Source organism: Xenorhabdus thuongxuanensis, from assembly GCF_001908095.1.
Classification (GTDB): domain Bacteria; phylum Pseudomonadota; class Gammaproteobacteria; order Enterobacterales; family Enterobacteriaceae; genus Xenorhabdus; species Xenorhabdus thuongxuanensis.
The window spans coordinates 16,343-39,538 of record NZ_MKGR01000025.1 but is presented as its reverse complement, the minus strand read 5'-3'; the positions used below and the strand labels follow the sequence as shown (position 1 = coordinate 39,538).

The 23,196-nt window shown below is 43.2% G+C and carries 21 protein-coding genes, 1 tRNA gene and 3 pseudogenes; 11 read left to right on the top strand and 14 right to left on the bottom strand.

Features of this window, described 5'->3' with window-relative positions:
• Positions 1–123: 123 nt before the first annotated feature.
• The 7 genes and pseudogenes from Xentx_RS14645 to xerD form a co-directional block, all read right to left on the bottom strand.
• Positions 124–261, bottom strand: a pseudogene (locus Xentx_RS14645) (IS1 family transposase); the annotation flags it as partial.
• Between the two features lie 507 nt (positions 262–768).
• Positions 769–842: transfer RNA gene (locus tag Xentx_RS14640), tRNA-Gly, on the bottom strand.
• Between the two features lie 172 nt (positions 843–1,014).
• A complete protein-coding gene (gene lysS, locus Xentx_RS14635; protein ID WP_074021025.1) occupies positions 1,015–2,535 on the bottom strand; it encodes a lysine--tRNA ligase in 1,521 nt (506 codons plus the stop codon).
• Between the two features lie 9 nt (positions 2,536–2,544).
• Positions 2,545–3,643, bottom strand: a protein-coding gene (gene prfB, locus Xentx_RS14630; RefSeq protein WP_139292504.1) for a peptide chain release factor 2 whose coding sequence is annotated in 2 segments (ribosomal slippage) — positions 2,545–3,567 and positions 3,569–3,643 — 1,098 coding nt in all. Because the reading frame shifts where the segments join, the coding sequence is not laid out codon by codon here.
• 135 nt (positions 3,644–3,778) lie between these two features.
• The gene (gene recJ, locus Xentx_RS14625) at positions 3,779–5,512 is read right to left on the bottom strand and encodes a single-stranded-DNA-specific exonuclease RecJ (protein ID WP_074021024.1); all 1,734 of its coding nucleotides are present in this window, start codon (positions 5,510–5,512) and stop codon (positions 3,779–3,781) included.
• Positions 5,513–5,563: 51 nt separating this feature from the next.
• Positions 5,564–6,265: a bifunctional protein-disulfide isomerase/oxidoreductase DsbC gene (dsbC, locus tag Xentx_RS14620; protein ID WP_074021022.1), complete on the bottom strand. Its 702-nt coding sequence runs from the start codon at positions 6,263–6,265 to the stop codon at positions 5,564–5,566.
• A gap of 32 nt (positions 6,266–6,297) precedes the next feature.
• Positions 6,298–7,218 (bottom strand): site-specific tyrosine recombinase XerD, encoded by a 921-nt coding sequence (gene xerD / locus Xentx_RS14615; RefSeq protein ID WP_074021047.1) that lies wholly within the window; start codon positions 7,216–7,218, stop codon positions 6,298–6,300.
• Positions 7,219–7,383: 165 nt separating this feature from the next.
• Here xerD and fldB point away from each other — a divergent pair, with 165 nt between their 5' ends.
• Complete coding sequence (gene fldB, locus Xentx_RS14610) at positions 7,384–7,902, top strand: flavodoxin FldB (RefSeq protein ID WP_074021020.1); 519 nt, start codon at positions 7,384–7,386, stop codon at positions 7,900–7,902.
• 18 nt (positions 7,903–7,920) lie between these two features.
• Here fldB and Xentx_RS14605 read toward each other — a convergent pair whose 3' ends face one another.
• Positions 7,921–8,361, bottom strand: a complete 441-nt coding sequence (locus tag Xentx_RS14605) for a protein YgfX (RefSeq protein ID WP_074021018.1) — start codon at positions 8,359–8,361, stop codon at positions 7,921–7,923.
• On the bottom strand, positions 8,342–8,608 hold the full coding sequence (gene sdhE / locus Xentx_RS14600) for an FAD assembly factor SdhE (protein WP_074021017.1): 267 nt from the start codon (positions 8,606–8,608) through the stop codon (positions 8,342–8,344). Before sdhE ends, Xentx_RS14605 begins: the two co-directional genes overlap by 20 nt.
• A gap of 249 nt (positions 8,609–8,857) precedes the next feature.
• On the opposite strand from sdhE, the gene ygfZ reads away from it, so the two are divergent.
• The 3 genes and pseudogenes from ygfZ to Xentx_RS14585 form a co-directional block, all read left to right on the top strand.
• On the top strand, positions 8,858–9,859 hold the full coding sequence (ygfZ, locus tag Xentx_RS14595) for a tRNA-modifying protein YgfZ (protein ID WP_074021015.1): 1,002 nt from the start codon (positions 8,858–8,860) through the stop codon (positions 9,857–9,859).
• Between the two features lie 16 nt (positions 9,860–9,875).
• The gene (locus Xentx_RS14590) at positions 9,876–10,481 is read left to right on the top strand and encodes an HD domain-containing protein (protein ID WP_074021013.1); all 606 of its coding nucleotides are present in this window, start codon (positions 9,876–9,878) and stop codon (positions 10,479–10,481) included.
• A gap of 336 nt (positions 10,482–10,817) precedes the next feature.
• Positions 10,818–11,143 (top strand): annotated as a pseudogene (locus tag Xentx_RS14585) (IS1-like element transposase); the annotation flags it as partial.
• Here the strand turns inward: Xentx_RS14585 and Xentx_RS19615 are convergent.
• From Xentx_RS19615 to Xentx_RS14570, 3 genes and pseudogenes are all read right to left on the bottom strand, one after another.
• Positions 11,141–11,444 (bottom strand): annotated as a pseudogene (locus tag Xentx_RS19615) (IS1-like element transposase); the annotation flags it as partial. The pseudogenes Xentx_RS14585 and Xentx_RS19615 overlap by 3 nt on opposite strands.
• Positions 11,445–11,691: 247 nt before the next feature.
• Positions 11,692–12,168: a DUF2846 domain-containing protein gene (locus Xentx_RS14575; RefSeq protein ID WP_074021011.1), complete on the bottom strand. Its 477-nt coding sequence runs from the start codon at positions 12,166–12,168 to the stop codon at positions 11,692–11,694.
• A 425-nt stretch (positions 12,169–12,593) separates the two neighbouring features.
• Complete coding sequence (locus Xentx_RS14570) at positions 12,594–13,061, bottom strand: nuclear transport factor 2 family protein (RefSeq protein ID WP_074021010.1); 468 nt, start codon at positions 13,059–13,061, stop codon at positions 12,594–12,596.
• A 96-nt stretch (positions 13,062–13,157) separates the two neighbouring features.
• Between Xentx_RS14570 and Xentx_RS14565 the strand changes: the two genes are divergently transcribed.
• The 3 genes from Xentx_RS14565 (at position 13,158) to Xentx_RS14555 (ending at position 15,291) form a co-directional block, all read left to right on the top strand.
• Positions 13,158–13,721, top strand: coding sequence for a TetR/AcrR family transcriptional regulator (locus Xentx_RS14565; RefSeq protein ID WP_074021008.1), 564 nt, complete (start codon positions 13,158–13,160; stop codon positions 13,719–13,721).
• Between the two features lie 141 nt (positions 13,722–13,862).
• Positions 13,863–14,210 (top strand): SH3 domain-containing protein, encoded by a 348-nt coding sequence (locus tag Xentx_RS14560; protein ID WP_074021007.1) that lies wholly within the window; start codon positions 13,863–13,865, stop codon positions 14,208–14,210.
• A 112-nt stretch (positions 14,211–14,322) separates the two neighbouring features.
• The gene (locus tag Xentx_RS14555; protein ID WP_074021005.1) at positions 14,323–15,291 is read left to right on the top strand and encodes a threo-3-hydroxy-L-aspartate ammonia-lyase; all 969 of its coding nucleotides are present in this window, start codon (positions 14,323–14,325) and stop codon (positions 15,289–15,291) included.
• A gap of 29 nt (positions 15,292–15,320) precedes the next feature.
• Here Xentx_RS14555 and prpR read toward each other — a convergent pair whose 3' ends face one another.
• On the bottom strand, positions 15,321–16,967 hold the full coding sequence (gene prpR, locus Xentx_RS14550; protein ID WP_074021044.1) for a propionate catabolism operon regulatory protein PrpR: 1,647 nt from the start codon (positions 16,965–16,967) through the stop codon (positions 15,321–15,323).
• A gap of 300 nt (positions 16,968–17,267) precedes the next feature.
• Here prpR and prpB point away from each other — a divergent pair, with 300 nt between their 5' ends.
• The 4 genes from prpB to Xentx_RS14530 are packed head-to-tail and all read left to right on the top strand — an operon-like array spanning position 17,268 to position 22,751.
• A complete protein-coding gene (prpB, locus tag Xentx_RS14545; RefSeq protein ID WP_074021003.1) occupies positions 17,268–18,173 on the top strand; it encodes a methylisocitrate lyase in 906 nt (301 codons plus the stop codon).
• Positions 18,166–19,338 (top strand): bifunctional 2-methylcitrate synthase/citrate synthase, encoded by a 1,173-nt coding sequence (gene prpC, locus Xentx_RS14540; protein WP_074021002.1) that lies wholly within the window; start codon positions 18,166–18,168, stop codon positions 19,336–19,338. Before prpB ends, prpC begins: the two co-directional genes overlap by 8 nt.
• Before the next feature lie 38 nt (positions 19,339–19,376).
• A complete protein-coding gene (locus Xentx_RS14535) occupies positions 19,377–20,828 on the top strand; it encodes a bifunctional 2-methylcitrate dehydratase/aconitate hydratase (RefSeq protein ID WP_074021000.1) in 1,452 nt (483 codons plus the stop codon).
• Between the two features lie 36 nt (positions 20,829–20,864).
• Positions 20,865–22,751 (top strand): propionate--CoA ligase, encoded by a 1,887-nt coding sequence (locus tag Xentx_RS14530; RefSeq protein ID WP_074020999.1) that lies wholly within the window; start codon positions 20,865–20,867, stop codon positions 22,749–22,751.
• A 228-nt stretch (positions 22,752–22,979) separates the two neighbouring features.
• Here Xentx_RS14530 and Xentx_RS14525 read toward each other — a convergent pair whose 3' ends face one another.
• The gene (locus Xentx_RS14525) at positions 22,980–23,183 is read right to left on the bottom strand and encodes a hypothetical protein (RefSeq protein ID WP_074020997.1); all 204 of its coding nucleotides are present in this window, start codon (positions 23,181–23,183) and stop codon (positions 22,980–22,982) included.
• Between the last annotated feature and the right edge of the window lie 13 nt (positions 23,184–23,196).

Sequence of the window (23,196 nt, the reverse complement as noted above, 5' to 3'; positions counted from 1 at the left end):
CCTCTGCCTAAATGTTAAATATTGTACGAAATTGTTGTTTATAGAATTGCGCAAATAAGAGTGCAGAATTTATTTCAATATATACTGAAACAATGTGTCACGTACTCAATCTGTTAAACTACCTTAAATGTAGTATTCTCTTTCGATAAAAGTACTGATAACTTTGTCGTGCATTTCAATGGATTTTGAGTAGCCCAGTGTTTTTCGGTTCAATCGCTTAATTCGATTACGTAGGGTAAGATTTTCACGTTCGATACATTGCTATAATGAAACTTTTCCCGACGAGGTGTCTATTTTCAGGTAATACTTCGACATTATCCAACGGGAGTGTCGTTATGTATCGCGGTTTAAGTTTTTTAAAACATATATGGACACCTCCCAAGATCAAGTTAGTGAATAATTTTTTCTGACAAAAGTAGTCGCAAGCATATATTCGGCGTCAAAGAGTCCTGATGAAAATCCGTATTCACTGCCCTTGTATCTTAAATGTAGGTTAAAATAAGTACGATTAGATTTGTCGCGGTGTATGCAGCCTGCACAACCCTGGAGTTTAAAGCCCGTTGATGAGCAATTAACGCATACACTGAGTCACTCATCTGAAACCCGAACAGTTGTCCGTCATCCATCACGTATTTGCAAGGATGTCCTATACACAATTCCGCATAGATTTATGAAGACAACACTAGACTAAGAGAGATTGATATCAGTATGTACTGCTTGATTTTACTAGGCTTAGTAGACTTTTGTAGACGGTAGGAAGTGTTGACTTGGAGCGAGTGAAGGGAATCGAACCCTCGTATAGAGCTTGGGAAGCTCTCGTTCTACCATTGAACTACACTCGCATCAACGAAGTGATGGCGTTAAATATATACCTCTTACTGAATCTCAGCAAGTAGTATATCGTTAATATTTGTCTATATTTCAGTCAGTTGTTTAAGCTTTTTTGATGTATGTAAAAAACGCTCTGTCCGATTAACCGGACAGAGCGTTTAGCTGGTTTTAATCAAAAAATGATTATTTATGCGTATGCGGACGCATTGCCGGGAACAGGATAACGTCACGGATCGTATGGCTGTCAGTGAACAACATCACCATACGGTCGATACCAATACCTAAGCCTGCTGTTGGCGGCAAGCCGTGCTCCAACGCAGTAATGTAGTCTTCATCGTAGAACATCGCTTCGTCATCACCCTGATCTTTCTGGCGAACCTGCTCTGCAAAGCGTTCTGCCTGATCTTCCGCATCGTTCAGCTCCGAGAAGCCGTTACCAATTTCACGGCCACCGATGAAGAATTCAAAGCGATCAGTAATGAATGGGTTGTCATCGTTACGGCGTGCCAGCGGAGAAACTTCTGCCGGATATTCTGTAATGAATGTCGGCTGAATCAGGTGGCTTTCAGCGGTTTCTTCAAAGATTTCACACTGCACACGGCCTAAGCCCCAGCCCTTTTCAACATCAATACCCAAGGATTTCGCGATAGCAACCGCTTTGTCCATATCATCCAGATCCGCCATGTTGGTTTCTGGACGATATTTGCAGATCGCTTCTTTCATGGTCATCTTGGTAAAAGGCTGACCAAAATCGAATTCCTGTTCGCCGTATTTCACCAATGTTGTACCCAGTACTTCTTGAGTCAAAGTACGGAACAGTTCTTCGGTCAGTACGATTAGATCCTGGTAATCCGCATAAGCCATGTAGAGTTCCATCATAGTGAACTCTGGATTGTGGCGCGGAGAAACACCTTCATTACGGAAGTTGCGGTTGATTTCAAAAACACGCTCAAAACCACCGACTACCAAACGTTTCAGATACAGTTCTGGCGCAATGCGCAAGTACATGTCGATATCCAACGCGTTATGGTGCGTAATGAATGGACGCGCACTTGCACCACCTGGGATCGCCTGCATCATTGGCGTTTCAACTTCCATAAAGCCTTTTTGGATCATGAAGCTGCGTAATGCCGACATAACGTGGGAACGGATCTGGAATGCCTTGCGTGATTCATCATTCGAGATCAGATCCAAATAACGCTGACGATAGCGAGTTTCCTGATCCGCCAAACCATGGAATTTATCCGGCAGTGGACGCAATGCCTTAGTCAGCAAGCGCAACTCAGTACAATGGATAGAAAGTTCACCCGTTTGAGTTTTGAACAGCTTACCGCGTGCACCTAAAATGTCACCCAAATCCCATTTCTTGAACTGAGTGTTGTAAATACCTTCCGGCAGGTCATCACGGGAAACGTAAATCTGAATGCGACCACCCATGTCTTGCAAGGTTGCAAAAGAGGCCTTACCCATGATACGACGTGTCATCATACGACCAGCGACGGTCACTTCGATGTCAAGCTCTTCTAATTCTTCCTTAGTCTTGTCATCGTATTTGGTATGCAGATCTACGGAAATGTTTTCGCGACGAAAATCATTTGGGAAAGCAATGCCGTTGCTGCGTAGAGCAGCCAGTTTTTCACGGCGCGTTTTCAGTTCGTTATTCAAATCAGGAGCCTGTTCAGCTCCCTGTTGTTGTTGTGACATTTTAGTTCCTCATAGGCCAGCTTTTAAGCTTGCTTCAATGAATTTGTCCAGATCCCCATCCAGCACAGATTGTGTATTGCGGGTTTCTACACCAGTACGCAAATCTTTAATCCGGGAATCATCCAAAACGTAAGAGCGAATCTGACTGCCCCAACCGATGTCCGATTTGTTATCTTCCATTGCTTGTTTATCTGCATTCTTCTTCTGCATTTCCAGTTCGTACAGTTTCGCTTTCAACTGTTTCATCGCCTGGTCTTTGTTTTTATGCTGAGAACGATCTGTCTGGCATTGGGTTACAATACCCGTCGGTACGTGGGTGATACGTACTGCAGATTCGGTTTTGTTAACGTGCTGACCACCAGCACCAGAGGCACGGTATACATCAATGCGTAAATCAGCCGGATTGATTTCGATATCAATATCATCATCCACTTCTGGGTAGATAAAGGCAGAGCTGAATGATGTGTGACGACGACCACCTGAATCAAAAGGACTTTTACGTACCAAGCGATGAACGCCCGTTTCTGTACGCAACCAACCGTAAGCATATTCACCTATGATCTTGATAGTGGCAGATTTCAAACCAGCAACGTCACCATCAGACTCTTCAATAATCTCTGTCTTAAAGCCTTTGGATTCTGCCCAACGCAGGTACATACGCATCAACATGCTGGCCCAATCCTGTGCTTCTGTACCACCAGATCCCGCCTGAAGATCCAGATAGCAGTTTGCGCTGTCATATTGGCCAGAAAACATGCGACGAAATTCAAGTTGGCTTAGCTTCTCTTCCAGCTGTTCCAACTCAGCGACTGCTTCATTGAAGGTTTCTTCGTCATCAGCTTCAACGGCCAACTCCAGCAGGCCGTTCACATCTTCCAATCCCTGAGTCAGCTGATCAATGGTTTCTACGATGCTTTCAAGCGATGAACGCTCTTTACCTAACGCCTGTGCCCGTTCCGGTTCATTCCAGACATCAGGCTGTTCGAGTTCAGCATTGACTTCTTCTAAACGTTCTTTCTTGGCATCATAGTCAAAGATACCCCCTCAGAACTGCTGTCCGCTCAGACAGGTCCTGAATATGATTTTTTACCGGATTAATTTCAAACATATTTTGTGTCTTATACGTTGTGTATTATGAATAAACGATGGTCGCATGGATATTTTCGAACCGCGTATTGTAACGGATCTATCAGGGGGTTTATAGCCTTCATCTTTTAAATGCAGATCGAAAATCTAAGTTCATTCAATAGGGCCAAATATGCTGGATCAAAAGCTGAACATCACGATTACCACGAAATTCGTTAATATCCAGTTTATAAGCCAATTCTACCATTTTGATACTATTATCTGGCCAACGACTGACATCAATATTAAATGCGATGCCATCTAACATTGGCCCACCATTTAATGGTTCAAGCATAACTTTCAGGTGCTTTTCACCCACAAGGCGTTGTTGCAGTAGTTTGAATTTGCCGTCAAAGACCGGTTCTGCAAATGCCTGCCCCCACGGGCCACCATCACGCAGAATTTCAGCAACTTCCAGCGATAATTCTTCCAATGCTAATTCACCGTCACTCCAGATCACCCCTTCAAGTTGGGCTATATCCATCCAATCTGCTACCAGCTCGGAAAAATAGCGCTGAAAGAGGTCAAATTTGTCTTGTTCAATCGACAATCCCGCAGCCATCGCATGACCACCAAACTTCAACATCAACCCTGGGTGCAGAGTATCAAGACGTTCAAGTGCATCTCGCATATGTAAACCATTTACGGAACGTCCTGAACCTTTCAAAGTGCCATCGCCTGCCGGAGCAAAAGCAATGACCGGACGGTGAAAACGCTCTTTAATACGTGATGCCAAAATACCCACAACCCCCTGATGCCATTCGGGATGATAAATTGCTAATCCGTAAGGTAGCTGGGTATGGGTTCGCTCGATTTTATTGCAAATCTGCAAGGCCTCTTGCTGCATACCTTGTTCGATTTCCCGACGGGTTTGGTTCAGACCATCCAGCTCGCAAGCAATCTGACGAGCTTGCGCCATGTCATCGGCCAGCAATAATGCGACTCCAACGGACATATCATCCAGACGTCCGGCTGCATTTAATCGTGGCCCCAACGCAAATCCCAAATCACTGGCTGCCAATTTTGTCGATTCCCGTTTGGAAATTTCGAGCAGCGCCCGTATTCCCGCACAGCAACGCCCTGCCCGAATGCGATTGAGTCCTTGATATACCAGAATGCGGTTATTAGTATCGAGGGGAACCACGTCAGCCACTGTACCCAATGCCACTAGATCCAGCAGCTCCGCCAAATTGGGTAATGGGATGCCTTGTTGCTCAAACCATGCCAATTTGCGTAATTCAGCCCTGAGTGCAGACATCAGATAAAATGCAACACCAACCCCTGCCAACGCCTTAGAAGAAAAGGTGCAGTCAGCCAAATTAGGGTTGATAATGGCGTCTGCGGCTGGCAGTGTTTCGCCTGGTAAATGGTGATCAGTGACGATCACCTTGATGCCATGTTGATGTGCCGCGGCTACACCATCATGAGATGAGATCCCATTATCCACGGTGATAATCAGATCTGCGCTTCTTTTAACAACTTCATCAACTACCTGAATGCTTAATCCATAGCCATCTTCAAAACGGTTTGGAACAAGGTAGTCAAGGTTACGATATCCCATTGCACGCAAGGCACGGATGCCCAATGCGGTACTGGTTGCCCCATCAGCATCAAAATCGCCAACAATCACGATGTGCCAATGTTCATGTAATGCAGTGACCAGCAAGGCAACTGCCTGTTCAATGCCATTGAGGGATTGGTAATTGAGAAGTCCCTTTGCACTACGCTCCAATTCATTGGCTTGACGTATGCCACGCATAGCGTATAAACGGCGCAATAATGGATGAATATCGTTGGGAAGATGGTCAAAATCCGCCACCGGTCGGCGGCGGAGTTGTGTTTCTCTACTCACAGTTTTTTATTCACTAACTTGTATTTGCTAAATGGGATAGGTCGATTTTGATTATTCACCATAATGTTCCAACTCAGCTAGCAAATCTTTCGGTGACAAATAACCACCGAGTACACTGCCATCTTTTAGAACAATCGCCGGTGTGCCCTGGACGCCAAACTGCAAGCCTAGCTGATATTGTTTCGCGATATCTGCCTTGCATTCCTGAATTGGAGAGACTTTTTCGCCTTTAAAAACAGCGTTCAGAGATTTGTTCGGTGTCGCACTGCACCAAATAGATTGCATATCTTTAGCTGATTGATGTTGCAAGCCATGACGAGGAAACGCCAGGTAACGGACAGTAATCCCCAACTCGTTGTATTCTTGCATATTTTCATGCAATTTACGGCAATAACCACAGGTAATATCAGTAAAAACAGTAACAACATGTTTTTCTTTTGGTGCTTTGTAAATAATCATTTGCTTTTTCAAAGCTTCCAGTTTTTTAACCAGAACCTGGTTGCCGATATTTTTGGGTATTTTTCCACTAATATCATAAAGTGAGCCTTGTAACAGGTAATTACCATCATCAGATATGTAAATAATGCCATGTTCAGTTAAAATTGAACTCACACCTGGCAGGGGTGATGGGGTGATGCTTTCTGCCTTAATTCCCATTTTAGACAGGATGTTATTGATAGTGCTCTCATCAGCAAAGGCATTGCTGACAACAGCAGTCAACAGTAATGAAAAGCAAAACGCGATCTTCTTCATTATTTGTTCCTTTATTTTCACCGACTCCGCAACTACCCGCGGGGATGATGTTGTTGATGCAGCACTTTAAGACGTTCGGTTGCTACATGAGTGTAAATTTGAGTTGTGGAGAGGTCACTATGACCTAATAACATCTGCACAACACGTAAATCTGCACCATGATTGAGTAGATGTGTTGCAAAAGCATGGCGCAAGACATGGGGTGACAAGCGTTCAACATCAATGCCTGCCAATACGGCATAGTGTTTGATCCGATGCCAGAACGTCTGGCGTGTCATCTGCGTTCCCCGCTTACTGGGGAAAAATACATCAGATACAGAACCATTCAATAACCACGGACGTCCATATTCCAGATATTTTTCCAACCAATAAACAGCCTCTTCTCCCAAAGGAACTAATCTTTCCTTATCTCCCTTACCCACAATTCTGACCACTCCCTGACGTAAGCTCACATCAGATAAGGTCAAGCCAACCAGTTCTGAAACTCGCAATCCGCAAGCATAAAGCACTTCCAGCATGGCCTTATCCCGCAATTCGATTGGTTGGTCAACCAAAGGGGTGTTAAGCAAATTTTCAATTTGTTTTTCACTTAAGTCCTTAGGCAAACGTTTAGGTAATTTAGGCGCAGATAACAATGCTGTTGGATCATCTTGCCGCATTCTTTCACGATATAGATACTGAAACAACCGCCGCATTGCGCTCAGCAATCGTGCTGAGCTACTGGCTTTATAGCCGCCATCCACTCGCTCAGCCAAAAATGATTGTAATTCTATCGACTGCACTGAAAGTAAATCATGACCATAATGTACCAACCAATTGTTCAAAGCTTGTAAATCAAGTCGATAAGAAGTCAAAGTATTTTCAGCCAGATCTTTTTCCAACCAGATGGTATCAAGAAATTGCTCTATCAGAGGATTGACCGATGGATGTGGTTCCGTTGGATGCTGTTTAATTCCATTATCTTCCAATGAATGGTTATCTGATAGGTGGTGTTTTTTTGGCACAACTCCTCCTTTCTGTCTAGCTATCTACGCCTTCCAATCGGCCATTATGCCTGAAAAAGCAATTATTCTGTTACAATACCGATCTTGATATTCGAAATTCCCTGATAATTAATGATGAAAATTGGTCTCTTTTACGGCTCCAGTACCTGCTATACAGAAATGGTAGCAGAAAAAATACGCGATATACTCGGTGAAGATCTGATCGACCTACATGATGTCAAGGATTGTGATCCCCGCTTGATGGAGGAATATTCTGTTCTGATCCTCGGAATCCCTACTTGGGATTTCGGCGAATTACAGGAGGATTGGCTGGCTATTTGGGATCAACTTTCCTCGTTAGATCTGGCAGGAAAAATCATTGCTATGTATGGAATGGGCGATCAGATCGATTATGGCGAGTGGTTTCTAGATGCATTGGGAATGCTGTATCACCATCTGCTACCAACAGGTGTACAGTTTATAGGGTTTTGGCCAACAGACGGTTATGAATTTACCAGCCCAAAACCGCTATCCGAAGATGGTAAACATTTTGTCGGACTGGCACTGGACGATGTGAACCAATTCGAACAAACAGACGAACGTTTAAGCGAATGGTGCATGCAAATATTAGCTGAAATGGAAGCATTGTTTTAGCCGTCGTCACTGTCACTGTCACTGTCCAGGGTATTGGCGCATCAACTGATTCAAATGACGCCAGGCAGCGGGCGACATACTATCTGATGCTACCCATAATCGAATTGGCGGTTGGTAGCATATATTGTCTGCCCGATTAAATGCATGGAGCATAACAACCATTCCATAGCGATGGAGCCACGGTGGCTGAGCAATGCTCCAGGCAGCTTTTTGCCAATGTACTTTGTTGCCTTTGAACAGTACCAACCTGCCCTGACACTGCCGGATATTTTTCTGGCTCCATGCCCAACTGCTTATAATAATGGCAAACAGTGGAAACCAGAAAAATGGAAGCCAAAAACTAGCACTGTTAATCGGCCAGAGTGCCAACAAAGCAGCAATTGCGACTGCACCATGCGCACCCGTGGAAAACAGGCGAGTATGGCGAGATTCCCTTAATTTATTGTTCCACAGGACCACGAGCTTGGTTTCTGTTCTGGATCAATTTCACCATATGAAACAGCTCATCATCTTCAGGTCGTCCATGATTCATGAGCCAATTGAAAAGGTCGGGATCTGGGCACTCCAGCAAACGAACGAAAATTCGTTTGTCATCATCACTCAATGAATCATATTCATATTCAAAAAATGGCATGATAGAAATATCCAGTTCACGCATTCCACGACGACATGCCCAGTGAATACGTGCTTTATTATCAATATCCATGTTTAAAAGGCCTCTTTATCATTTTCATTCGTGCCATTAAGACGGCAATAAGATTATCAACGATTCTGGCCTATTTTTCATCATCCGCATCGGTGAAATTACTAGATATATCGACAAGATGCGAAGCATATCGCAACAGATTGACAACACGTGTCTTATCTATAAATAACAGAATAACTCCTTTGCATTAAACCGCTTCTCTTTTACCATTAGCGTTATTTCTTTGTTAGTTTACTGGCAGGAGCTGTTATGACTTACCAAATTCCGTTTTCTGCACAATATCCATCCCCATCTGCAACACTACCACTGACTTTAATTTCCCTTAATGATTGGGGAATAGTGACAGCCATTGGCGCTGATACGAAAAAGTATCTGCAAGGTCAGATTACAGCCGATCTTACTTCCCTGAATGATAACCAGCATGTGTTAACTGCCCATTGTGATGCCAAGGGTAAGATGTGGAGTAACTTACTACTGTTTCAGCGTGGTGAAGGTTTTGCCTATATTGAACGCCGCTCATTGTTGGAAACACAATTAACCGAATTGAAAAAGTATGCCGTGTTTTCCAAAGTGACGTTTGCCAAAGATGAAGAAAGTATCTTGCTCGGTGTCGCCGGCACAGGAAATCGGGAAGCGTTGTCAGCCCTCTTCCCAACCCTGCCCAATACCGAATCTCCTGTTATCCAACATGAAACCACAACCCTTCTCCATCTGGCGCTTCCCGCTGAACGTTTTCTTATCATCACGGACAAAACAACCGCCGCCAAAATAACTGAAACGCTAGTCGAAGAGTTCCAATCTCAGTTAAATGATAGCCAGCAATGGCTGGCGCTGGAGATTGAAGCAGGAACCCCAGTGATTGACGTAGCCAGCAGCGTACAATTTATTCCACAAGCAACTAACCTTCAGGCCATCGAAAACAGCATCAGCTTTAAAAAAGGCTGTTATACCGGTCAGGAAATGGTAGCCAGAGCCAAATATCGTGGGGCAAACAAGCGAGCCATGTACTGGCTGGCTGGTAATGCCTCTTCCCTGCCTGCCGTTGGCGATGATTTGGAATGGCAGTTGGGCGATAAATGGCGTCGGACAGGTTCAGTATTAGCAGCGGTCAAACTGGCTGATGGTTCAATCTGGGTACAAGTTGTCATGAATAATGATATGGAAGCAGAAAGTGTATTTCGTATCCGTGATGATGAAGGTAGTGTTCTTACCATTCAAACATTGCCTTATTCCCTAAACGAAGAAAAATAATTATTGAGGTTTTTGTATGTCATTAGCTGTACCTCCTGTTGATTTCGGCCCTTTCACCGATGTCATTGCGTTTATCATGGAACTAGATCAATTAAAATATGTCCATCGCAAAACAAAGTTATTGAATAATACGCGCCATGAAAACTCCGCTGAACATAGCTGGCATTTTGCTATTGCTGTGCTTGGTTTTGCTCCTTATGCCGGAGATGTGGACATTAGCCGCGTCGTACAAATGGCTTTGATCCATGACATTGTTGAGATCGATGCGGGTGATGTTATCGCGTTCGATCTGGCAGCCCGTGAAGCCATTCACGAACATGAAGTGAAAGCGGCTCACCGTATTTTTGGCTTACTACCGGAAACCCAAGGAAAATATTTTCTGGAACTGTGGCACGAATACGAAGACGCCATCACACCGGAAGCGCGTTTTGCTAAAACCCTCGATAGAATTATGCCGGTATTTATGAACCTACATAACGAAGGACAGAGCTGGGTTGAGAATAATATTCGCTTCGAGCAAGTTTACAACCTGCTCCACTTTGTGTCCGAAAGTTATCCTGAACTATGGAAATACCTGCTGCCACAATTGGAAGCAGCAAAAGAAAAAGGCTGGTTGGAATAATCTTCTGTCTTTCTCCCTAAATCAAGCTGTCAGGTACAACTGGCAGCTTCTATCTTTTAATATGCAGATGAAAGCATGTTTTAATAACAAAAATATTCAGAATATCGATGGTCTTTTGCAGGAACAGCATGAATGAAAGCAACTTCTGAAGAATTGATGATTTTTGTATCATTGATTTCTTCAGAAACATATATCAATCTGATTGAGCGCAAAGTGGATATCGCCATTCGTGTCGGTGAATTGGCTGATTCCAGTTTGCGAGCTAGATCGCTTTTTTCGGTCACATATTCAATTTATTGTTTCTCATGTAGACTCCTCACTTTTTCAGGAAATAAGATGGCAACGGTAGAAGTGAAATGTCGATTTTGTCAACAAACTGAATCGGTCAGAAAACATGGTACAGGTCAAGATGAACGTCAGCGTTATCGTTGCCTGTCTTGTCGCCGTACTTTTCAGCTTGAATATGCTTATCGTGCTTGCCGGGCGGGCATAAAAGAACAAGTTGTGGATCTTGCAATGAATAATGCCGGCATCCGTGACACTGCACGGGCACTGCATATCAGTATTAATGCCGTCGTTCGCACTTTAAAAAATTGTCCCCACGATGTGTAACCACATTACCGCTGGAACAGATGGAAATTCAGCTCATCTGTGAAGTTGACATTCTCCAAGGGAAGTCTTGTTACCCATCGCGGTTTGAGTTTTTTAAAACACGTATTACAGCATTAATACTGATATGTAATGCACGGGCAGTGTCACGAATACCTGAGTTGTTCATAGCAAGATCAACGACGTGTTCTTTAATTCCTGCCTGGCATGCGCGATAGGTGTACTCAAGTTGAAAGGTTCGTTTGCAGGATAAACAACGATAGCGTAGCGTTGATGCCCCACATCGCCTTTACCGTGCTTTTTGACGAATTCTGTTCGTTGGCAAAATAGACATTTTACTTCAATCATCGCCATTTAATTTCTCCGAAAAAAGGGGAATTATATACCACCATCAACAGATTGAATACGTGACCATTTTTTCGTATCTATCTTTTTGTTATCTTCTTCAGAGCAGATTTTGCGGGTAACAATAAAACCGATCCTGCTTTTTAGCATCAATAAGGAATGTTAAAAAACTACAGAGATAGCATCCTTGCTTGATTAAGCCTTGCTCCTTTTATTTGTCTATTATTTAATCGCAAGATCCATTCGGTAGTGAAGATCAATTATCACAACGCCCTTCTTTGGCAAGATGAACGTCTGCCTTAGATATTACCCTTTTACCTTCTTCCTCTGTTGACACACTCAAATCAGCGCCACCAACAAAAACTCCCATTTTTATATATTGCCTTATGAAGTAATTTTTTCCAGATTCAGTAAAAATGAGTAGATCATTAGGGGAAAACTCAGATTCAGTGGATATTTTATGTTCTCGGTCACCTAATACTTGTGTGTAGAAAAAAGTTTTATCTGCTGTTTCTCCGATACACTTCCCATCAACATGAATGTCTTTTTTTAGAGCCTTACCAACAAAGCTGTCGCGGTAGATATATAAACCAGATTTACCCTTCTCTGGAGTAGAGAAGCTTTTAGCTTTTGCTGATTCTTGTTCAGTAGCAAGAGGTATGCTAGCACAGCCACCGAGAAATAAAGCGCTTAAAAGAGAAACTGATAAAAGCAATCTTTTAGTATTCGTCATAAAAATAGAACCTTCTGTATATCATTTTCCATTGTATTAAAAGATAACAAACAAACTACAACCAACCTTACACCTTAGTTTCTTCACTACATTCTCATTGTTAAATTAGGCTAATGAAATTAATCAATGAAGTAAAACAATGCAAAAGTCAATAATTAAATAATATTTATGTGATAGGTATCCAATTAAGAGCCCTCTCAGGGGTGATGTAATTTATCCCTGCACATATAAGTAAAAAATTAATCACTGAACGAATTTAAAATTATGTATAGCTTAAGGCACCGCGTGAGGATATTTATGGTTTCCTCAATGTAGTATTTTCCCGTGACCGAGAAAATACTATCATTTCACTCTTTCTTGCTCAGTCCCTATTGAGGTACGACATTCTGATAATTTCTTACCTCGCACAAACAATTTTTATTAGTTTATAAACCATATTCACTTAGCCCATTATGTTCATCAGGGCGACGCCCCAATGGCCAGTAAAAAAACCTTTCCGTTTCCTTGATTGGCATATCATTGATACATGCGAAACGGCGTGTCATTAAACCCTGTCCATTAAACTCCCAGTTTTCATTGCCGAAACTACGGAACCAATTATCTGAGTCATCATGCCATTCATAGACAAAACGTACAGCAATGCGATTTGTATCAAATGCCCATAACTCTTTGATAAGACGGTAATCAATCTCTCTATTCCATTTGCGTGTCAAAAAATCGACAACTGCTTCACGCCCTTCTACAAATTCAGTTCGGTTACGCCACAATGTATCTTTTGTATACACTAATGAGACCTTCTCTGGGTTCCTGGTGTTCCAAGCGTCTTCTGCCAGACGGACTTTCAGTTCAGCAGTTTCAAATGTAAATGGAGGTACAGGTTGTCTGATTTCCATAATGTCTCCTTATTATATATAGACAGATCTGTCTACATAAAGTAAATTAAGTAGACTGAACTGTCTACAAAAATAATCATTGCATAGGGAGAGATTATGATTAAAAAAGCATCCAAGGCTCGTGAGCGCATACTAAAAACAGCCCATATGTTGTTTTATCGTGATGGTATACGAGCTACAGGAATTGACCGCATCATTAAGGAATCTGAGGTAACGAAAGTAACGTTCTACCGTCACTTTCCATCCAAAAATGACCTGATACTGGCCTTTCTTGAATATCGCCATGAACTGTGGATTCAGTGGCTTAAAGAATCCCTCCAAGCCAACATAAACCGTTATAACTCACCAATTGAAGCTCTGACAGAAACGTTAGCTGAATGGTTCAACTCTAATGAATTCAGAGGTTGTGCATTCATCAATACAGTCATCGAAATAGGGAAGGAACAACCACAAATTATTCCCCTTATTCAGGAGCATAAAAAGCAAATGGAACAGGTCATTGCATCTTCTCTACCCTCAGAACTTAACGGAAAACGTCTGGCGCAAAAATTTGCCTTACTCATCGAAGGTGCCATCATTATGATGCAACGCACTGGGCACAGTAATGAAGTTTTGTTACTGTTGCGGGAGTGCCTGTCAGATATTGCTATGTCTGAATGACTACAAATCAGTATTACAACAACAATATTGGTAGTGTAATCATCGAAGGATGTCTACATTATTTTATTAAAAAAATTCACTACCAATAAAGAAATCAGATCGCATCTTCCGATCATAATTACTCAATGAGGAGTAAAAATAATGAAGAAAGGTACTGTAATTCATGATTATGTTAGCGCTTATCCAAATCCGATCAAATTACAAGCTGGAGATATTGTTTCGATCAGCCATAGCGATATTGAGTATCCTTACTGGATTTGGACGACAAACTCTTTAAATATCAGTGGCTGGGTTCCTCAACAAATTCTGGATCTCATTTATCCTGATAAAGCAATATGTAAGGAAAACTACACGGCTTACGAGTTAACAGTAAAAGCGGGAGAATATCTGTATCTGGATCGAGTATTAAATGGTTGGTATTGGGCACATAAAGAATCAGGAGAAGCAGGCTGGCTCCCTCTGGAATATATAAATTCTGATATACCATAATGATACAGTCATCCCATTATTAACCACAAAATTGTGATTATACTGACCTCTTATTATCAAGGTATACAATAAAATCAATAAGATATTTTACTAAGCGAAGGAGGCTAAAGTAATGAAGTTTATTCCCGATTATAATCATATCCATGAAGCTCATTCTCGTATTAAACCCTATATCAATAAAACTCCTGTATTCACATCAACAACTGTCAATGAACTCTTTGACGCTCAAGTTTATTTCAAGTGTGAAAACTATCAAAAAATGGGAGCATTCAAATTCCGCGGAGCCATGAATGCACTATGCCAGTTTAGTGATGAGCAGAAAAAAACAGGGGTTATTGCTTTTTCATCAGGCAACCATGCACAAGCAATTGCGTTGGCAGCTAAATTACTGAATATTTCTGCCACCATTGTCATGCCACACGATGCTCCCCAGGCTAAGATAACAGCAACCAAGGGCTATGGTGGTAAAGTCATTTTTTATGATAGATATACTGAAGATCGCGAAGAAATCGGTCGGCAATTAGCGGAAAAACACGGCATGACACTCATCCCACCTTTTGATCATCCACATATCATTGCTGGTCAAGGCACTGCTGCTAAAGAGCTGCTGGAAGAAATCAGCGAGTTGGATGCTCTGTTTATACCTCTCGGTGGTGGTGGTTTATTGTCTGGCTCTGCACTGGCCGCTGCTCATTTATCCCCTAAATGTCAGGTTTTTGGTGTCGAACCAGCAGCCGGTAATGATGGTCAGCAATCTTTTAAAAAAGGTGAAATAGTCCATATAGATACCCCAAAAACAATTGCAGATGGTGCTCAAACACAGCACTTAGGGCAACATACTTTTGCTATCATTCGCCACCTTGTCAAAGACATTCTTACTGCGTCAGATGATCAATTAATTGATGCTATGTACTTTTTGGCAGAGCGAATGAAAATCATTGTCGAGCCTACCGGTTGTTTAGGATTTGCCGCGGCAAAAGCAATGCGGGAACAATTGAAAGGGCAACGTATCGGAATTATCTTAAGTGGTGGAAATATCGATATAAAACGATATGCACATTTGCTAGCAAGCAAGATCTAATTAGCATGATAAAAACGTGGAAAATGTTTCTACTTAACTTTTTCCTGCTCCTGTTTTAACCTCCTCCATAACGTTGTGCGGCTAATTCCCAGATATTCTGCTGCCGCACGCCGATTACCAGAAAACTGCGCCACAATATCATGCACGGAAATATCATGCACTGAACTATCACGTACTGGAAATGTGTTTTCGATAAAAGAAACTGTCTCAGTCTGGCGCTCAGGTGAAAGTGATAATATCAATGCAGAGGTTAACGCCTGTTCTGGATGAGCACTCAAATAAAGCGCTATCCGTTCCATTAAGTTACGTAGTTCACGCACATTTCCTGGCCAATGATAGGTGTGCAAAACATCATAACACCCAGCGAGCTCCTGTATCCTTAATGCAGAAATGGGTAAATTAAGTACCGCAAAAGCCCGTTGTAAGTACTCTATTGCCAACAAACCAATATCATTTCCCCTCTCCCTTAATGCTGGTACGTTGATCCGCAATACACTTAAACGATAGAACAAATCTGCCCGAAAACGCCCTTCTCTGACCCAAGTATCCAAATCACAATGTGTAGCACAGATGATCCGCACATCGACGGCAATCGGGCGATAACCACCAATCCTGACAACAGATTTTTCTTCCAATACCCTTAATAACCGTGTTTGCAAAGGCAACGGCATTTCACCGATCTCATCCAGAAATAATGTCCCTCTGTGTGCAATTTCAAATAACCCCGCTCGTCCACCTCGTCGTGAACCCGTGAAAGCACCTTCCTCATAGCCAAATAGTTCAGCCTCCAGCAAAGACTCGGTAATCGCTCCACAGTTAACCGCCACAAACGGCCGTGGATGCTTACCCGCTAACGACCCATATCGCAAGGTATATTCATGATGAATAGCCTGTGCCACCAGCTCCTTTCCTGTACCACTTTCTCCCTGAATTAAAACCGTAGCCGTCGAGCGGGAATACAGCATAATGGTATTGCGCACATGTTCTACCGCAGCAGAATTGCCTCTGATATCGTTGATGGTATGCCGTGTGCGTAGTTTGTCTTCTGTCGGATAAGGAGAAATCACGGCTTGATTGAGTTTGCTCATTCGAGCCATCTCCAAAGCATCTCGAAATGCCTGCCGAATAGAATCCGCTGAATAGACAAAAATCCCCACTAACTCAGCTTCATAAGCAAGATCGGTAATCAATCCTGCCCCTACAATCACTTTGATACCCATCGCCTTCAACGCATTGATCTGCGTCCTGGCATCTTCCTCTGTTACATAACTGCGTTGTTCAATGCGCAAATTGAAACGCTGCTGAAATTCTTCTAATACAGGCAAAGTATTCTGGTAGGTAATGACACCTATTCGGGAACTGATTTGTCGGGCGCGAGCCAATGCCTGCATAAAATCAAATCCGCTGGCTTTGGCAATAATCACCGGCACAGATAAACGGCTTTTTAAATAAGCCCCATTAGACCCCGCGCAAATCACAGCATCACAATGTTCGGTTTCTAGCCGGTTGCGAATATGTTGAACCGCACGCTCAAAACCCAACTGAATCGGCGTGATATTAGCCTGATGATCAAATTCCGGCGTAATATCACGAAAAAGATCAAAAAGCCTGGAAACAGAGACTGTCCAGATCACTGGTCTATTGTTGTCACGTTCTCCTGAGTGTACTGATGCCATATCTCCTCCCATATATCTTGTTAATTCCACCTTATGTTTCATCACCAAAATTTGAAACAAAATGAAACACAATTGATTCAATATGAAACAAATATACATTATAGCCAATAGCTAAATAGTAACCACTTATCAATCAAAACTTATCCACCAAATTAATTTTTGCAATAAAAACAATATGTTTGTTATATCTCTACTGGCTCATCTCTCCATTTTCTAAGCATTGGCATAAATCTTGCTACATCTTTTTATAGCAACAATTAAACACAAATTGATTTCATTTTGGTAACAATGAGGTTATGTATGGCATTTTCTTCCGCTGGTTTGGATTTTCGTCAAGCAATAGAGGCTGAATCTCCGTTGCAAGTTGTCGGAACCATCAATGCAAACCATGCATTGCTGGCAAAATGGGCAGGCTATAAGGCTATTTACCTTTCAGGCGGGGGGGTTTCTGCGGGTTCGCTGGGGTTACCAGATTTGGGTATCTCTACGCTGGATGATGTGTTGATTGATGTCCGCCGCATTACTGACGTCTGTGACTTACCGCTGCTTGTCGATGCTGATATTGGATTCGGTTCCTCTGCGTTTAATGTCGCCCGCACAATTCGGTCTATTATAAAAGCAGGAGCCGCGGGTGTTCATATTGAAGATCAGGTCGGTGCCAAACGTTGTGGCCATCGTCCAAATAAAGAAATTGTTTCCAAGCAGGAAATGACAGACCGCATCAAAGCTGCTGTTGACGCCCGTACCGATGAAAATTTTGTCATTATGGCCCGCACGGATGCACTGGCAGTAGAAGGGTTGGATGCAGCACTTGACAGAGCCGCAGCTTATATCGAAGCCGGCGCCGATATGCTATTTCCTGAAGCGATCACAGAGCTGCATATGTATCAGAAATTCGCAGCCAAAACGCAGGTTCCTGTTTTAGCGAATATTACCGAATTCGGTGCGACACCGCTCTTTACAATCGAAGAATTAAAGAGCGTAAACGTCGCCATTGCCCTTTACCCTCTATCGGCATTTCGGGCTATGAATAAAGCTGCCGAGCAAGTCTATACCACTTTGCGTCGAGATGGCACACAGAAAAATGTCATCGATATGATGCAAACCCGTAATGAACTTTATGAAAGCATCAACTACTACGATTTTGAACGAAAACTGGATGGCCTGTTTTCCCAGAAAAATAGCAGAGGTGATACTAATGAGTAAGCAGAATACGGCAACAGGAGTCTCTGAATCTACACCATTTAAACCCAAAAAATCAGTTGCACTGTCCGGTGTTACAGCAGGCAATACGGCGCTCTGTACCGTTGGCAAAAATGGCAATGATTTACATTACCGTGGCTATGATATTCTCGATTTGGCCACCCATTGCGAGTTTGAAGAGGTAGCTTATCTTCTCATCTACGGCAAGCTTCCTTCCCACGCAGAATTAACTTCCTACAAGAACAAATTGAAATCCTTACGTGGCCTGCCTAGCAGCGTCAAAGCCGCATTGGAATCACTGCCTGCGATAGCACATCCTATGGATGTCATGCGTACTGGCGTTTCTGTACTGGGTTGTACTTTGCCAGAAAAAGAAGATCATAATCTGGCTGGTGCCCGCGATATTGCTGATCGCTTACTCGCCTCTCTCGGTTCAATACTGCTTTATTGGTATCACTACAGCCATAATGGCCGCCGCATTGAAGTTGAAACCGATGATGATTCCATTGGCGGGCACTTTCTCCATCTTTTGCATGGCCAAAAACCACGGGGATCATGGGAAAAAGCCATGCAAACTTCTCTGATCCTGTACGCCGAGCATGAATTTAATGCTTCTACCTTTACCAGCCGAGTAATTGCAGGTACGGGATCGGATATTTATTCTGCCATTATTGGGGGGATTGGAGCCCTGCGTGGACCAAAGCATGGTGGGGCCAATGAAGTTTCATTCGAAATCCAGCAACGCTATGACACTCCTGCGCAAGCCGAGGCCGATATTCTGACCCGTTTAGAAAGAAAAGAAGTCATCATTGGTTTTGGCCATCCGGTTTATACCGTCTCCGATCCCCGCCATAAAGTCATTAAAGAAATTGCCCTGCAACTTTCCCAAGAAGCAGGTACAACCCAGATGTATGACATTGCCGATCGAATTGAATTCGTGATGTGGGATAACAAGAAAATGTTCCCGAATCTTGATTGGTTCTCGGCGGTTTCCTATTACATGATGGGGGTTCCTACTGCCATGTTTACCCCGTTGTTTGTGATTGCCCGTACTTCTGGTTGGGCAGCCCATATTATTGAACAACGCATTGATAACAAAATCATCCGTCCATCAGCTAACTATATTGGCCCTGAAAATTTGGCATTTATACCGATTGAACAACGTTAATAATTCGATTTACAAATAACACGATTTAAGGATTGATTATGTCTACCTCTGTTGTTAACAACCGTCCTGATTACGATCAGGTGATTGTAGATATTGTGGATTATGTCATGGACTACACCATAACATCCCCAATTGCTTACGCCACAGCCCACCACTGCCTGATAGATACCTTGGGTTGTGGGTTAGAAGCACTCGAATACCCTGCCTGCACAAAACTTTTAGGGCCAATTGTGTCGGGAACAACAGTGCTTAATGGCGCGCGCGTACCAGGAACCCAATTCCAGCTCGATCCTGTTCAGGCTGCATTCAACATTGGTGCAATGATTCGCTGGCTCGATTTCAATGACACTTGGCTGGCGGCCGAATGGGGACATCCTTCTGATAATCTTGGCGGAATACTTGCCACCGCCGACTGGTTGTCAAGAAATGCGATTGCCCGCGGAGAAAAACCCCTTCTCATGTGGGATGTTCTGACAGCGATGATTAAGGCGCACGAAATTCAGGGCTGTCTGGCATTGGAAAATGCTTTCAATAAAGTTGGTTTGGATCACGTTGTTTTAGTCAAAGTGGCTTCTACGGCGGTTGTTGCCCAAATGTTAGGGCTGAAGCGTGAAGAGATATTAAGTGCGGTTTCATTGGCCTGGGTTGACGGACAATCCTTGAGAACTTATCGCCATGCCCCTAATACTGGCTCTCGCAAATCCTGGGCTGCGGGAGATGCAACTTCCCGTGCTGTACGTCTGGCTCTGATAGCCCAAACAGGCGAAATGGGCTATCCCTCTGTATTGACTGCCAAAACCTGGGGATTTTACGACGTCCTGTTCAATGGCCAGCCATTCAAATTCCAGCGCCCTTATGGTTCTTATGTAATGGAAAATGTGCTATTCAAAATCTCTTTCCCAGCAGAATTCCATTCACAAACGGCCGTAGAAGCAGCAATGATCTTGCACCAGCAATTAAACGAGCACGGCAAGCGTATTGAAGATATTGCTCAAATCACTATCCGTACCCACGAAGCCTGTATCAGAATCATTGATAAACAGGGGCCATTGAATAATCCCGCAGACAGAGATCACTGCATCCAATATATGGTTGCCATTCCACTGATTTTTGGTCGTCTGACAGCTGCGGATTATGAAGATGATATCGCTGCCGATCCACGCATTGACGCCTTGCGGGAAAAGATAGTTTGCGTCGAAGATCCCGATTTCACCCGTGACTATCATGACCCCGAAAAACGCTCCATCGCCAATGCGCTGACTTTGACATTCACCGATGGCACTCAATTGGACGAAGTTAAAATCGAATTCCCGATTGGACACGCTCGTCGCCGTAAAGATGGCATTCCGCTATTAGAGGAGAAATTCAAAATCAATCTGGCGCGTCGCTTCCCGCAAGAGCAACAACAGAAAATTTTAGCGGTATCTCTTGACCTGATGTCATTGAGAAACATCCCCGTAAACGAATACCTCGATTTATATGTCATATAATTTGTATACCCTTGAGAGATGAATGTAGGAGAGATTATGTCATTCCAAGATTTCTATCAGCATTCAATTGATGATCCAGATACTTTTTGGGCAGAACAGGCCAAACGAATACACTGGCAACAGCCTTTTGAACAGACTTTGGATCATAGCAATCCACCTTTTGCCCGTTGGTTCTGTGGGGGAAAAACCAATCTCTGCTACAACGCACTAGACCGCTGGCTGGAAAGCCAGCCCGATGCCAACTCACTGATTGCCATTTCAACGGAAACCAATAGCGAGCGAATTTTCACCTATAAAGAACTACATCGGGAGGTGAATCGAGCCGCCGCTATCATGTTGTCACTCGGCGTAAAAAAAGGCGATCGTGTCGTTGTTTATATGCCAATGGTGGCCGAAGCTCTGTTTATTTTACTGGCTTGTGCCCGTATTGGGGCAATCCATTCCGTCGTATTTGGAGGTTTTGCTTCCCACAGCCTCGCTACCCGATTGGATAACGCCGAACCGGTTTTAGTCGTCTCAGCGGATGCTGGTTCACGTGGAGGAAAAATCATCCCCTACAAGCCTCTGCTTGATGAAGCTATTGAGTTAGCCAAGCACAAGCCATGCCATGTTTTAATGGTAGATCGCGGGCTGTCCGATATTAATTGGGTGAATGGCAGGGACGTCGATTTTGCTACGTTACGGCAGAAGCATCTTGATGCAGAAGTTCCTGTCACATGGCTCGAATCCAATGAAGCCTCCTGTGTACTCTATACATCAGGCACAACCGGAACACCGAAAGGTGTTCAACGTGATGTCGGCGGTTATGCCGTGGCGCTGGCAACATCAATGGACGTTATTTTTGGTGGTAAGGCAAGAGGTGTTTTTTTCTGTACATCGGATATTGGCTGGGTCGTCGGACACTCTTATATTGTCTATGCTCCCTTAATCGCCGGTATGGCAACGATCATGTATGAAGGTCTCCCGATACGCCCAGATGCTGGCATTTGGTGGCAAATTGTCGAAAAATATCGTGTCACCAGAATGTTTTCTGCCCCTACGGCAATCCGCGTCTTGAAAAAATATCCTACGGATTGCATCGCCAAATATGATATCTCATCGCTTGAAACACTCTATTTAGCGGGAGAACCCCTTGATGAACATACTGCCCGTTGGGTTACCGAAGCCATTAATGTGCCTGTAATTGATAATTATTGGCAAACTGAAACTGGCTGGCCCATTATGGCAATTGCACGGAGTTTAGATAACAGACCAAGCCGTTTTGGTAGCACAGGCTTTCCCATGTACGGTTTTAACGTCAAACTGCTCAACGAACTGACTGGCCAGGAATGTGGTGATAATGAAAAGGGCATGCTAGTCATCAAAGGCCCCTTGCCTCCAGGTTGTATCCAGACTATCTATGGCGACAATCACCGCTTCATTAATACTTACTGGAGTCACTTTGACCAGCAAGTATATTCAACATTTGACTGGGGGATCCGTGACCGCGATGGTTATTACTTTATTTTGGGGCGTTCGGATGATGTGATTAATGTTTCCGGCCATCGTTTAGGAACGCGGGAGATTGAAGAATGCATTGCCAGCCACGCAGATGTTGCAGAAGTTGCCGTAATTGGCATTAAAGATGAAGTAAAAGGGCAAGCCGCAGTGGCTTTTGCTGTCCTCAAAGAAGGGCGAGTAATCCAAAGTGCTGACCATTTTGCCACATTGGAAAAGGCATTGATGGAATTGGTAGATAAGAAAATCGGCAGCGTTGGACGTCCGGCACGAGTCTATTTTGTGACGCAATTACCGAAAACCCGCTCAGGAAAAATGTTGCGCCGTACTATGCAAGCCATTTGTGAAGGACGTGAGCCAAGCGATATTGCCTTGATTGAAAACCCCGCTTCATTGGAAGCCATTCGAGATGCAATTTCCCATTAAGCAAAATCATATACTCATCTCTTCTTTGTTTAATCTGCACTTAATGTCGCAGAGTTATTATACTTTTGTACTACATTTTTCTCAGCTACTTTTACCCATTCTCGCTCCGTTCCTACACGGAGCTTTTTTTATCTAAATAAATAGATTTAATTAAATAGCTGTTCATGTGAATTGTAAATATATTATCAGCTATTATGGGTTTACTAAATTGAATAGCATATATATAAATCATTTATATTCTATTGCATCTGACGGGTCAAATAACGATATAAACGAGCAGCTTTTCTCTTTATTCGTATTGGCACTCAGGGAAGATTCCAACAAGGTGATATCTTCCCCATATTTATGCACCATATCAACCATTATAGTCCAGAGAATACCTCCCACCAATCCACTGAAAATCATGCTAAAAACAATGTGTTCCCAATCCATCAGTTACCCTTTC